Here is an 11762-nt window from a genome sequence, read left to right on the forward strand (position 1 = left end):
ATCTTGTTACAACACTAATTTGGCCCGTTTTCTTTAATAAGAGCCGTTACACTTCTATACAAAGGGTCAAACCGTCGATCTAAAATTGGCTGATAAACGGAACGACTATTCGCTCCACCAAACACAAGATACTCATACCCTTCCACTAATGTGGTAGAGTATCTACATTCGCCAGATTTCATTTCTACCATAAAAGAAAATCCTAATATGAGGTGGTCATTTTTAACTAGATTTTGATGTATATCTTTGATGTAGAAATACTCAGGTGGAACGGTTTTGGTTTCGAGAAAAACAGGGATACTATACTCTTTAGGAGAGGTTCCTTTGATATTTTTAGATAGGCTAAGATTGTATGAGTAAAGTGGGTATAGATAGTTGGCTTGAGGAGCCTCACTACTTTTTGAGTTATATCTTTCAACCTCAAAGAGCCCAATAAAATCTGCTTGGTCAATCATTTCTTGCAACGAACTGGCAATCGGTTTCCCATTTATTTCCTCACATGATGAGGTGTACGTCGATTGAGCACATGCTGTTAAACTCAATGTGAAAAGAGCTAAAATTGAAATTACAATAAAATAAACGTATCTCATGGGCTTCCATACTTCTTCCAAATCTTAGCATTACCTACAGAACATGAGTGACAAACTCTTTGACGAGCATTGGGGCCACCAGTGTTTCTTCTATAAATATTCGTTCTGTTAATGGCGGAAACTTCATTTGGTTTATCTGGATAACCAATGGTATCAACAGTACGGTCGGTCAATGGAGCACCTGACATGATGTCCACAATATGACCGACCTCGTGCTCAAAAACTTCTGTCGGCGAACTATCTTGTTCTGATATGGTCCCATCAGAATTCTCAAACACGCCCTTTTGTTTTGCAAAAGACAATCCATAGCTATTCGGGATTGCAACACCGTCACTAGTTTCATTTTGGCCAACCGAGGAACCACCAAAATCTTCATTACTACTTACGGCGATATAGGTTCCACTTTCTATAGCATCTTTTTCAGCCTGTGGAAGACTGCTATGTGGATCCTTCATTTGTTGATCAAACATCTTTTGAGCGGTTTCATCCTGAGGGCAGAATCCTGACTTACCATCCTCAGCGCACATTCCGCTTGGGTCAGTTAGATTGATTGGGTCGTTAAAAGTGTAAGCATAACGATTAAAGAAATTAGGATTCCCTGTATCCAAGAACGTCACGGGGTCTATGCTCAAGAACCGCCCAATCAGCGGGTCCTGATATCTCGCCTGCATATAGGTCAGCCCCGTTTTGCGGTCGCGGATGTGGCCTGTGTAGTCGCCTTGGTCATCCGTCGCGTCGGGGTGGATGAGGCTTTCGCCGAACGGGGTGTGGGCGAGCCTTGCGACCCTGAACGCTTCGACGTTCGGCCATCAATAAAAAACTCATCATCCTGCGCCATGCGGACAACATAGCAGATTATGGTCTAAGAGTCCCGATTGGAAAGAGGTAGTAAAATACAGGATTCTACAGGGTTCTGGGATGGGGCCACTCGTGGCCCAAGGTGATAGAAAAATGGTGTCACTTTGGCCCACAAAATAAGTCGTAAAAACAGAGCTTTAGCGTCGAAGTGGGCCACAATGGCCGCTTCGCTTTATCTTGTTTCTCACCTAATCTGACCCTTTTTCTATTCTTTGCATTTTCTAATCAACAATATGACCTAATATAAATTCAACATCGTTGATGTTAAAAACTACCTCTTTCCCATTAATGAAAGATAGCGCTTTATCAAAAGGTGGTTCCTCATAGTACCAACCATCAGGGCGCATACTAACAAATCTATCGAGCGTTAATGGTGCTTCATCAATCTCCACATTTTTTTTATTTAGGTGATCAAAAACAAGAGACCTGTTTTTAGATTTTAGCAATACTCGATGAGTAGGCAAAGCATCAGCAAACTGAATGCGAGAGCTTCTCCCATTATCCGCACCGTCTCCGTAAATTTCTAAAATAATTTTCGGGTTAGGTATTTGTCTTTCAACTAGCATTTCCCAATTAACTTGTAGCCAATCAATCAGCAAAGCGTCACTTTCGTCTTGAGTATCTAGTTCAAGAATACGTTCCCAGTTCAGCGCAATGAAATCACGGAACTTAATTATTAATGAGTGCAAATCCATATCACCGTTCAACATTATCAATCATCCTAACTTCATCAGGAGTGGGATCTCTTTTCAATCCCCCAGAACCAGGTTGTGGATTATCGAATTTGGTATTGCTCATTGCTCCACTTGGGGCGGAAGGATGGGTGTTAGGTGACTTTGCTTTCACTCTTTCTCTAGTAATATCTTTCGTATTACCACTTGCTTCGGTAACTTTGAGACGGGTTTGCGGTGTGCCACCTGTGCGGCGACCATTCGTGAGGCCGATGTCAACTTTTGGCGGGCCTTGAATCTTCTCAGCTTTTAAAAGTTGACTCGCACCGTTCGTAATTGCCTTGGCATCCCTAGCACTAACGGGCGAGAATATCTCAGTCGCTAACGAAGCTCCCGCCGCAAGCCGTCGTCCTAAACTAACATTTCGACCTGTTAGCGTTTTAGCATCAGCTATGCCGCCTGCTAAAACCGCTCCAACATCACCGCCTTTTATAGCGACTTTTATAACTTTACTAGCAACACCAAAGGCTTCTCCAGTCGGGTCAATTAAATTGACTGGGTCATTAGCCGTGTAAGCATAACGATTAAAATATCTAGGGTCACCTGTGTCCATGAACGTTACGGGGTCAATGCTCAAGAACCGCCCAATCAGCGGGTCCTGATATCGCGCCTGCATGTAGGTCAGGCCCGTTTTGCGGTCGCGGATATGTCCCGTATAATCGCCTTGGTCATCCGTCGCGTCGGGGTGGAGCAGGCTTTCGCCGAACGGCGTGTGGTAGTCCTCCCAGAGTTCCTGCCCGCCCCAGCCCGTGCCCGACCGTGCGGTGCCGAGATGGTCGGCGTGGATGAAGGTTACCGTGTCCGTGCCCTGCTTTCGCTTGATCCTTGCGAGGGCGCCGTTCGGGCCGTCCACGTAATCCGTGCGCTCGCCTTTCGTCGCATTATAGACCTGCACGAGCGTGCCTGCGGCGTCGAAGATATTATAATTAACGTCCAGCACCGTCCCCTGATGATTACGCTGGACCGTCTTCACGCGCCGCTTATTCGCGTCATAGAGATAGGCCTGCGAGCCAAAGTCCACCGCGTCAGACCCATGGCTGCCCGTGCCATGCCCGAACATGCCGATAGGCTGGTTCGTCATATCGTGGACCAGATGGAGATGGCCGTAATGCTGGATATTCCCGCGCAAGTCATGCGCGGTCCAACGCGTGCCCGTCCAAGCTTCATCACCATTGGCGTCCGTGTCAGTATGAGCTGACCATTCGAATGAGCCCGGCGTGAGGTTTCCCGTACAGCGATCAAGGTTAGCTCGGTTCTCCTCAACATAATTCCGAGAAATAGACGGCACGCCAATAGTCCAATCGCCCCATTTTTGACCGGAGCGATCCCGTGAGAGCGTCCGCGTAAACTCAACCGCAAGGCTATCATTTCCGGGCAGGGAAACATCCGTCACCGTAAAACTGAGAGCGCCCGTATCTATGTCAATATGATCCCCTGCGAGGTCATTTGTCAGCGCGGAGAGTTCCTGCGTATTATACCGTTTTTGAATATCGCCAAGATCCGGAAAAACGGCACCTTCATCACCAATACCGGATTGGGCCGATGCGAAACCGACACACGCCAATAAACAGGCCGTCACAAAAGCGATAAATTTCAAGACACGTAAACCCTCGGATCGAAATATCATGGCAGCCCTCTCCTCGCATGGAAACAATATTCCAAACTCAGAATCTGACTTCCAAACTCTCAATTTGTCGTCAAAATGGTAAAATGACGCACCCACCTCAAAGTTGAGTACGCAATCAGATTTTTCGGATTTGAAAAAATATCGCCTTAAATTTATCCATGAAATTTAAATCGTGTAAACTTAAGCTACCATCTTTTACGCTCTGCAATTATCCGATCCGTTTTAGATCATGGAAAATTTTTGAAAATTATATGAAAAATCTGGAGCGGGCGAAGAGATTCGAACCCTCGACCCTCACCTTGGCAAGGTGATGCTCTACCACTGAGCTACGCCCGCTCATTAGATTTGCGTAGAAGGCGTGCGGCTTGGCCAGCCCGCCTCTCGGTAGGCGCGCCGTATAGACTCAAATGTGTTGAGGTATCAAGCCTTTTATCAGGCAAAATCACACCTCCTTTCAACAGACTCGCCCGTACCATCAAACTCTGCTATTCTGGGCTCAACACGCGAAAGAGGAGAGATAGATGTTCAATGAAAAACTGGTCAAAACGGCTAAGGCTCTGACGGCATATTGCCAGACGGAGCAAGAAGCCAAAGCGCTGGACGAGCTTTATGCACAGGACTGCGTGTCCGTCGAAGCACTGGATATGCCAGGTGAACCGATGGGACGCGAAGCGAGTGGACTCGACGCAATCCGCGCCAAACATGACTGGTGGTTCGCCAATAATGAGGTTCACAGCACGTCGGCGGAAGGGCCCTTCCTGCATGGGGATGATACATTCTCCCTCATCTTCGAGATGGACGTCACGGATAAAAACTCCGGTGAGCGGGTGCAGATGAAAGAGGTCGGGCTTTATACAACGAACGCGGACGGACAGATTATCCGCGAGGCGTTTTTCTATCCGCCATTTGAATAGGTGTCCCCAATCCCGTAAGCGCGGGATATGACGAGACCGCATCCAAAAGAAGCCGCGCTCTATGCCTTGTTCGACGAAACAGGCATCCATCACCGCACGGAAGAACATCGTGCGGTGTTCACGGTGGAAGACGGCGCGGATGTGAAAGCACGCCTGCCGGGAGGACATTCAAAAAATCTGTTTTTGAAAGACAAATCCGGCGCGTTCATTTTGATTTCCGCATTGGGGTCCACGCAGATCCGATTGAACCAATTGCATAAACGGATCGGGACGAAGCGCCTGTCTTTCGGCAAGCCTGAGGCGCTGAAAGACCTGTTGGATGTTGTGCCGGGGTCGGTCACCGTGTTTTCCGTGATGAACGATATGGACGGACAGGTGCAGCTCATCCTCGACAAGGCGCTCTTTGAGCATGAGCATGTCTGGTTCCACCCGATGCGCAACACGGCGAGTACGCGAATTGCGAGTGCAGACCTGTTGCGATTTGCAAAAGCCGCCAACCATCCGGCGACAATAATCGATTTTAGCGAGGATCTCTCATGAGCTATGGATTAACTGTTTTAGGCTCCGTCAATCTGGATCTGATCGTGAGCTTGGAAAAACTGCCCGGCGCCGGAGAGACAGTTACGGGTGGGACCTACACCGCCCTGCCCGGCGGCAAGGGCGCAAATGTCGCCGTCGCCGCAAAACGATTGGGCGCAGAAACGGAAATTATGTGCGCCGTCGGCAATGACGATTATGCTGCGCAAGCTCTCGTCAATCTGGAAGCCGAGGGCGTTTATCTGGATGCGGTCCGACGCGTCGACACCCATACAGGTCTCGCCTTTATCAGCGTGGCGGCGGATGGCGAAAACCAAATTGCTGTCGCGAGCGGCGCTAATTCGGCCTATGCACCGGAACATGTACCAAAACTTTGCAGCGATTATTTTATTACACAATTCGAAATTCCGCTGGACACAATTCGAGCCGCGATTGACGGCTATAAAGGTTTTGTCGCGGTTAATGCCTCCCCCGTGCGCGCAGACGTTCAAGACATCCTCGACCGTGCCGACCTTATTATTGTGAATAAAGGCGAAGCGGACGCCTATAATCTCTCGGGCCATAAAGGACTCGTCGCCATTACTTTGGGCGGCGAAGGGGCGGAGCTTTGGCGGGACGGCGCGTTAGTGGCGCATGGCAAACCGCCCAAGGTCGAGGTCATTGACACGACGGGCGCGGGCGACGCCTTTGCCGCTGCGCTGACTGTGGCACTCGCCGAAGGACAATCCGATGCGGACGCGCTGACATTTGCCTGCGCGGCTGGCGCACTTACAACTACAAAGTTAGGCACCCAAACCGCGAGTCCAAAGCGAGAGACTGTTGAGGCCATATTGGTATCTTGACGCGATTGTTTCTGCGCAATATCCAGCCGATGGGGCAGGACAGAATGACAGTATCGTCCCGCATATGGGGACGTCCAAATGTTTAAATATTATCGACCAATAATCGCTGGCGCCATGGCTTTGGCCTTCGGCTGCCCAAGCATATCCGCCAATGCGTCGGACATTCAATTCACCGATGTGACGGCCAGCGTGGGCCTCAGCGCGGAAAGTTATGGTGGGACGACACGGCACAGTCTCGGCGTCGTTTGGCTAGATGTGAATAATGACGGATATCTCGATATTTTCGCGACGAACGGATTCAATGCGGATGAGAACGACACGCTGCGCCCGCATCTCTATTTAGGAAACGCGACAGGTACATTTACCCTTTCGGATGACCTCCTTCCAGATTTCGAAAATTTCGAATATGCTGGGGCGGTCGCGGCGGATTATGATCGCGATGGTGATATTGATATTTTCGTCTATACATCGAATGAAAAATGGAACGTGCGAACGGTTGAGGATAATCCTTATGGGGGGCCACCGAACCTGCTGTTGAAGAACAGTTTCGTCGAAAATGGAAACAACGCGGGGCCAGGACTTTTCACAGATGTTGCGACCGCCGCAGGCGTGGATGGATGCTCCGCCCGGTTCAAAAAAGTTATTACGCGCGCAGAGAGATCCTCCGCTGTCAAATCCCCTCATCGCTGCAGCCAAAGTCGTAGCGCCAGTTTCTTTGATTACGATCTGGACGGATGGATTGACCTCTATCTCGGTCAGATGGTGATTAACCGCACATCTTCGGATGACGCGGCGGAAGACGCGATCGGCAAACGCGCGAATATGGATGTCATCTATCGTAATCAGGGGGACGGGACATTCCGTCTGGCGCTGGATGTTATTCGTGCGGACGACGCGACCAATCGCGGAGCCCTTGTCACGCGGGCGGGTCATCTGAATGATGATATGTGGCCGGATATTTATGTCGGCAATGCGGGCGGCATGATGCCAGGTTTCGAAGAAGAGCTAACGGACGCGATCCTCATCAATGACGGTGCGGGGCATTTGGACCTGTCCCATGAATATATCGGCAGAGACACGCCAGCGGCGATGGGTATCGCCTTTGGCGATGTAAATCAGGACGGCGCTTTCGACATCTACATCACAGACGCGCCGACACATCCTATCGATCAGTCTGATCCAAATACGTTCGGAAACACATTCTATATGTCTCATGAGACGGGATTTTCCGCGAATATTGCGCGGCCCACTCAAACGGAATTCGTCATGTCATGGGGCGCGAATTTTGCAGATTTTGATCGGGATGGTGAACTGGATCTCTTCGCCGCGGCGGCCAGATCAAATACGAGCACCCAATTGGGCGGCGACTCCGCTATTTTTACAAACCTTCAGGGTTGGAAAACAAAGCAACTCGACATCGCGACCACAAATGCCCGCGGCAGTGCGCTGGCCGATTATGACGGCGATGGCGACCACGATATCCTCGTCATCAATCAGGATGGCGGTTTGCAGCTCTTTCGAAATGACTCCGTCAATCCAACGGCAAAATCCTTCTCGCTAGATGTCATTGCAACGCGCAGCAATGCGAACGCGATCGGCCTGCGGGCGGACCTCTATACGACGGGTGGTAAGCGATTGACGCAGCAAATTACGGGTGGGAACAGTGCCCATTCACAGGATGACAGCACACTGATTTTCGGGCTTGGCGATGATACGATTGACCGTCTGGAAATCCGCTGGCCGCATCAGGCCACACCGCCACAACTCATCACGTCGATTAATTCAGATAGTTTGACGGTGACGGAACCTAACGTCGCAGATTAAAATTTCGGGTTCATCTCGAAATAACGCGCCGGCATTGTCCCGCGTTTGCGCAGCTCGTCTTCGGAACAGCCGCGCAATTCATGCGGAAAGACGGTCCATTCATCCGTTTCGCGGACGTAGAAATCCGGCGTGCGGTCTGTGAGGTTTCGCTTCGGCTTATAATAGATTGTCGCAACTTTGATTTCTGTCGGTGTGTTCTTGCGGCAGCGGGCTTGGACCTCGCGAATGATCGCATCGACACTGCGGCCACTGTCGAAAATATCGTCAATGATGAGCAAGCTGTCTTCAGAATCGATCACATCGACAACATGTTGCAGGCCGTAGACTTTGACCTCGGGCAGGACCTCTGCACCGTCAAAACTCGTCGTCCGCGCCCCATAACTCGCCGTGCGAATGGCGAAATGATTTGTCGGACAGTCGAGTGTTTCCAACACTTCCTGTACGGCAATCCCGACAGGTGTGCCGCCGCGCCAAACGCCAAGAATGAAAGACGGGTGAAAGTCGCTCTCATGAATACGCAAGGCCAACTCAAAACTGTCGCGCAGTAAATCTTCCGCACTGACAAAAACTTTTTCAATATTCGGTTGGGGCTCGGCCATGGTCCACTCTCTTTCGCGCAAGAGGCCCCATAATCCAATGCGGGGTTTCCCTCAAGCCCCGACATGTCCATAAGCCACATATGGAAACACGACCCCTGATATTTGATTGCGACCCCGGACAGGATGACGCGATCAGCCTGATGATGGCGCTGGCGCCGTCGGATACGCCCCTCGACATTCGCGCGATCACAGTGACGGCGGGAAATACGGTCTTGGACAAATGCCAGCGCAATGCGCGGATGATTGTCGAATTATGCAAACGCACAGATATTCCCGTCTATGCGGGGTGTGACGCGCCACTGGAATTACCGCTGGCGACAGCGGAAGAGGTTCACGGCTCGGAAGGTCTGGACGGGGTAGAGATTTTCGAACCCGCCTTGCCGTTGCAAGCGGAGCATGCCGTCGATGCCATCATCCGGATTTGCCGCACGGTCGATAATGTCCTCATCGTGCCAACGGGTCCCCTGACCAATATCGCGACCGCCTTTCGCCGCGCACCGGACATCATTTCCCGTGTCAGGGAGATTGTCATTATGGGCGGGGCGCGATCAGAGGCAGGCAACATCACGCCGAGCGCCGAGTTTAACGCCTATGTCGACCCGCATGCGGCTGCCGAAATATTTGCCACCTCCGTGCCAAAGACAGTCTTTGGTCTGGACGTGACGCATAAAACCCTCATCCGCCCGGATCATGTCAAAAAACTGGGCGAATTAAATAATTATATGACAGATATTCTGGTCCCAATGTTAAGCGGAGGATACGCGGAATTTGACGCTCAGAAATTCGGGACGAATGGGACTCCCATTCATGACGCCTGCACGACGGCTTACTTACTCCGCCCCGATCTCTTCACCTTCCGCCAAGTCGGTATTCGCGTTGAGGCCGAGAGCGAGCTCACACGTGGCTGCACCTCCGTCGATTACTGGCACGGCACAGACTGGGACCGCGATTGCCAATGGGCGGTCGGCGCGGATGCGGACGGCTTCTTCGATCTGATGGTCGAACGGCTGGCCCTCTACGCCAAATTATAAGCTCCGACACTCACAGCGATGTGACAGGATTGGCGAGCCAGCCCCTTCGCCTCCCCTTGAATTCATTTTACCCCCCGCCCAAATACGACACGTATAAAATTAGAGGATTTTTCAATGACTGAACTCGCGACCGACATCGTCAAAGACGGCACCGATATGAGCTTTATGACGGATGTCATCGAGGCTTCAGCCGACGTCCCCGTCATCGTGGACTTCTGGGCGCCATGGTGCGGCCCGTGTAAGCAGCTTATGCCGGTCCTCGAGCGCACAGTCAAAGCGGCGGGCGGCAAGGTAAAGCTCGTCAAAATCAACACACAGGAACAAAATGCTGTGGCCACCCAACTCGGCGTTCGGTCTATTCCTGCCGTTTACGCTTTTAAAAATGGCCAGCCCGTGGACGGCTTCATGGGCGCGCAACCTGAAACGGCTGTTAAGGAATTTGTCGCTAAATTGTCCGGTGAAACGGACCCCGTGGAAGATGCCAAAAAACTCGTTGCCCGCGGAAAAGACAGCCTCGCCGCTGGTGACCCCGGCGGTGCGGCGCAGGATTTCGCTGGCGCACTTTCGCTCGACCCCAACAACCCATCCGCCCGCGCAGGCCTCGCCCGTCTTTACATGGAGAGCGGGAACGAGGACGGCGCCTTTCAACTTATCCATGAGGCCCCGGAATCCGTGCTGGACCATCCGGAAATTTCCGCTTTGAAAGCACAATTCGACCTGCGCAGCTCTGCACCCGAAGAAGACGACGCAACGGCAGAACTTGCCGCCAAAGTCGCAGATAATCCCGATGACCTCGACGCGCGGTTGGAGCTCGCCAAAGCGCTCGTCGGCGCGGGCCGGAATGCAGAGGCCGTCGACCACCTGATCTATTCCATTGGCAAAAACCGGATGCATGATGACGAGGCCGCCCGCCTCTTCCTACTAACAATATTCGAGGCCGAAGGCACGGAATCAGACGTGTCTCGCGACGGAAGACGCAGACTGTCCTCCATCCTTTACGCGTAGGACGCGCGTCTGTCTGAAACAAGAAGTGTCAGGAAAATCGCCAATCCGATGAAGATTTGCGGGAGTGGTAGGATGAGCGCCAGCACACCCAGATAGATGCACATCAGCGCGGCCTGCACTCTCGCAGGCCTGTTCCAATGCGCGAGGCCGACGCAAATCATCGCAATACCTGCCCCCGCGAACCAGAGATGGTCCGGTGTCAGGGCTTTGAAAACCACCATGCCGTAGACCAGATGCGCCAACCCCAATATGATGGCCGCGCCAGCTGAAATTCGCCTGATCCGGCTAGGCACGAGCCGCGCCCTCGACCCATGTCAGATAGCTGGCAATGATGTAAAGACAGACCATCATGGCCGCCTGTTCAATTGAAAAAGCGCGCAGGAAACCAAGCGGTAGGACAAGGGACGCAGCCCCGCCCAATCCCAGAAAAACCCAAATCCCGATCAATGCAACAGCACAGAACAAAACGAAGCGCTTCATCACATCGAGCGCCCACCAGCATAATCCGCCCGCGATGGCATAGAGGGTGAGCAGACTGTAAAACGTCATCCTGACGCGCGGATCTTCCATCCCCGTTGCAAACAAAACACCCCCCGTGCAGAGCAGGAGAAGGGCAAGGGATAAGAGCCCTTGCCCCAGACGGCGCGGCCCGATGTGGCGGCGTATGATCTCGCCAAAAACGGCTTGCACGCCGCCCCACAAAAAGCCGACCCGGGCCAGCCCGTTCGGAACATGCTGCGCTTCTATGCGCATATCTTCAATCCAACCCTGTTCATCCTGGGGAAGATATGACCCCAGCCATCCGAGCAAATTGTTCAAATATCCACTCATGCCAATTTCTCCGTGGCTGAAGCTGATTGCAGCCTTGTCTCCGACTGTAACGTTTCCAGTTTCGTCCTGCCTTTTGCGGTGAGCGTGTAGATGCGTCGGGGCGGGCCGGCCTCTGACATATCCCACGCCTTCTCCAGCCAGCCGCGTTCCGTCAGGCGCATCAGGATCGGATAGAGCGTGCCTGAGGCCAAGCTGGTCTCCTTCATCAGGGCATAGCCGTGCAGTCCCTCAGGCGCGGCGGAGAGTCCGGTCAGAATTTTTAGTGTGGAGGGAGAAGGGCGTCGTGTACGGGTCATGTATAAAATCTACATATGTAGAGTTAAAGGTCAACCGCTAAATTACCGCTGTGAAAACAGGGATCAGAATTGATGTC

14 protein-coding genes and 1 tRNA gene are annotated in these 11762 nt (G+C 52.0%); 6 read left to right on the forward strand and 9 right to left on the reverse strand.

Annotated features, from left to right (window positions below; translation table 11 throughout):
• Positions 1–14: 14 nt before the first annotated feature.
• The 5 genes from ACP9M6_RS01915 to ACP9M6_RS01935 all read right to left on the reverse strand — a co-directional run bounded on the left by ACP9M6_RS01915 (position 15) and on the right by ACP9M6_RS01935 (position 4142).
• Positions 15–590 carry a hypothetical protein gene (locus ACP9M6_RS01915; protein ID WP_427452959.1) on the reverse strand — a complete coding sequence of 192 codons (576 nt, stop codon included), beginning with the start codon at positions 588–590 and terminating at the stop codon, positions 15–17.
• On the reverse strand, positions 587–1336 hold the full coding sequence (locus tag ACP9M6_RS01920; RefSeq protein ID WP_427454737.1) for an RHS repeat-associated core domain-containing protein: 750 nt from the start codon (positions 1334–1336) through the stop codon (positions 587–589). The genes ACP9M6_RS01915 and ACP9M6_RS01920 overlap by 4 nt, the downstream gene beginning before the upstream one ends.
• A 333-nt stretch (positions 1337–1669) precedes the next feature.
• Positions 1670–2158 carry a hypothetical protein gene (locus ACP9M6_RS01925; RefSeq protein ID WP_427452961.1) on the reverse strand — a complete coding sequence of 163 codons (489 nt, stop codon included), beginning with the start codon at positions 2156–2158 and terminating at the stop codon, positions 1670–1672.
• Positions 2145–3806: an RHS repeat-associated core domain-containing protein gene (locus ACP9M6_RS01930; protein WP_427452963.1), complete on the reverse strand. Its 1662-nt coding sequence runs from the start codon at positions 3804–3806 to the stop codon at positions 2145–2147. Before ACP9M6_RS01930 ends, ACP9M6_RS01925 begins: the two co-directional genes overlap by 14 nt.
• 261 nt (positions 3807–4067) lie before the next feature.
• Positions 4068–4142 (reverse strand) — tRNA-Gly (locus ACP9M6_RS01935).
• Between the two features lie 185 nt (positions 4143–4327).
• Between ACP9M6_RS01935 and ACP9M6_RS01940 the strand changes: the two genes are divergently transcribed.
• The 4 genes from ACP9M6_RS01940 (at position 4328) to ACP9M6_RS01955 (ending at position 7923) form a co-directional block, all read left to right on the forward strand.
• The gene (locus ACP9M6_RS01940; RefSeq protein WP_427452965.1) at positions 4328–4720 is read left to right on the forward strand and encodes a SnoaL-like domain-containing protein; all 393 of its coding nucleotides are present in this window, start codon (positions 4328–4330) and stop codon (positions 4718–4720) included.
• A 27-nt stretch (positions 4721–4747) separates the two neighbouring features.
• Positions 4748–5260 carry a prolyl-tRNA synthetase associated domain-containing protein gene (locus ACP9M6_RS01945; protein WP_427452967.1) on the forward strand — a complete coding sequence of 171 codons (513 nt, stop codon included), beginning with the start codon at positions 4748–4750 and terminating at the stop codon, positions 5258–5260.
• Positions 5257–6099 (forward strand): ribokinase, encoded by an 843-nt coding sequence (locus tag ACP9M6_RS01950; RefSeq protein ID WP_427452968.1) that lies wholly within the window; start codon positions 5257–5259, stop codon positions 6097–6099. Before ACP9M6_RS01945 ends, ACP9M6_RS01950 begins: the two co-directional genes overlap by 4 nt.
• Before the next feature lie 78 nt (positions 6100–6177).
• Positions 6178–7923 (forward strand): CRTAC1 family protein, encoded by a 1746-nt coding sequence (locus tag ACP9M6_RS01955; RefSeq protein WP_427452970.1) that lies wholly within the window; start codon positions 6178–6180, stop codon positions 7921–7923.
• Here ACP9M6_RS01955 and ACP9M6_RS01960 read toward each other — a convergent pair.
• Positions 7920–8522, reverse strand: coding sequence for a phosphoribosyltransferase (locus ACP9M6_RS01960; RefSeq protein WP_427452972.1), 603 nt, complete (start codon positions 8520–8522; stop codon positions 7920–7922). The genes ACP9M6_RS01955 and ACP9M6_RS01960 overlap by 4 nt on opposite strands.
• 80 nt (positions 8523–8602) lie before the next feature.
• Between ACP9M6_RS01960 and ACP9M6_RS01965 the strand changes: the two genes are divergently transcribed.
• Entirely contained in the window at positions 8603–9553 is a 951-nt protein-coding gene (locus ACP9M6_RS01965; protein ID WP_427452974.1) for a nucleoside hydrolase, read from the forward strand.
• 114 nt (positions 9554–9667) lie between these two features.
• Entirely contained in the window at positions 9668–10558 is an 891-nt protein-coding gene (gene trxA, locus ACP9M6_RS01970) for a thioredoxin (RefSeq protein WP_427452976.1), read from the forward strand.
• Here trxA and ACP9M6_RS01975 read toward each other — a convergent pair.
• Genes ACP9M6_RS01975 through ACP9M6_RS01985 form a run of 3 tightly spaced genes read right to left on the reverse strand, consistent with a single transcriptional unit; the run spans position 10549 to position 11685 of the window.
• A complete protein-coding gene (locus tag ACP9M6_RS01975) occupies positions 10549–10851 on the reverse strand; it encodes a hypothetical protein (protein WP_427452977.1) in 303 nt (100 codons plus the stop codon). The two genes, trxA and ACP9M6_RS01975, sit on opposite strands and share 10 nt — an antisense overlap.
• Positions 10844–11389 carry a hypothetical protein gene (locus ACP9M6_RS01980; RefSeq protein WP_427452979.1) on the reverse strand — a complete coding sequence of 182 codons (546 nt, stop codon included), beginning with the start codon at positions 11387–11389 and terminating at the stop codon, positions 10844–10846. The genes ACP9M6_RS01975 and ACP9M6_RS01980 overlap by 8 nt, the downstream gene beginning before the upstream one ends.
• Positions 11386–11685 (reverse strand): PadR family transcriptional regulator, encoded by a 300-nt coding sequence (locus ACP9M6_RS01985; RefSeq protein WP_427452981.1) that lies wholly within the window; start codon positions 11683–11685, stop codon positions 11386–11388. Before ACP9M6_RS01985 ends, ACP9M6_RS01980 begins: the two co-directional genes overlap by 4 nt.
• Positions 11686–11762: the final 77 nt, after the last annotated feature.

This window comes from Litorimonas sp. WD9-15 (assembly GCF_050271975.1).
GTDB lineage: Bacteria > Pseudomonadota > Alphaproteobacteria > Caulobacterales > Maricaulaceae > Litorimonas.

Coding starts and splice junctions, on each gene's coding strand:
- ACP9M6_RS01945 (WP_427452967.1), top strand. CDS start 4,748: ATGACGAGACCGCATCCAAAAGAAGCCGCGCTCTATGCCTTGTTCGAC.
- ACP9M6_RS01960 (WP_427452972.1), bottom strand. CDS start 8,522: ATGGCCGAGCCCCAACCGAATATTGAAAAAGTTTTTGTCAGTGCGGAA.
- ACP9M6_RS01985 (WP_427452981.1), bottom strand. CDS start 11,685: ATGACCCGTACACGACGCCCTTCTCCCTCCACACTAAAAATTCTGACC.
- ACP9M6_RS01915 (WP_427452959.1), bottom strand. CDS start 590: ATGAGATACGTTTATTTTATTGTAATTTCAATTTTAGCTCTTTTCACA.
- trxA (WP_427452976.1), top strand. CDS start 9,668: ATGACTGAACTCGCGACCGACATCGTCAAAGACGGCACCGATATGAGC.
- ACP9M6_RS01965 (WP_427452974.1), top strand. CDS start 8,603: ATGGAAACACGACCCCTGATATTTGATTGCGACCCCGGACAGGATGAC.
- ACP9M6_RS01950 (WP_427452968.1), top strand. CDS start 5,257: ATGAGCTATGGATTAACTGTTTTAGGCTCCGTCAATCTGGATCTGATC.
- ACP9M6_RS01980 (WP_427452979.1), bottom strand. CDS start 11,389: ATGAGTGGATATTTGAACAATTTGCTCGGATGGCTGGGGTCATATCTT.
- ACP9M6_RS01940 (WP_427452965.1), top strand. CDS start 4,328: ATGTTCAATGAAAAACTGGTCAAAACGGCTAAGGCTCTGACGGCATAT.
- ACP9M6_RS01930 (WP_427452963.1), bottom strand. CDS start 3,806: ATGATATTTCGATCCGAGGGTTTACGTGTCTTGAAATTTATCGCTTTT.
- ACP9M6_RS01925 (WP_427452961.1), bottom strand. CDS start 2,158: ATGTTGAACGGTGATATGGATTTGCACTCATTAATAATTAAGTTCCGT.
- ACP9M6_RS01955 (WP_427452970.1), top strand. CDS start 6,178: ATGTTTAAATATTATCGACCAATAATCGCTGGCGCCATGGCTTTGGCC.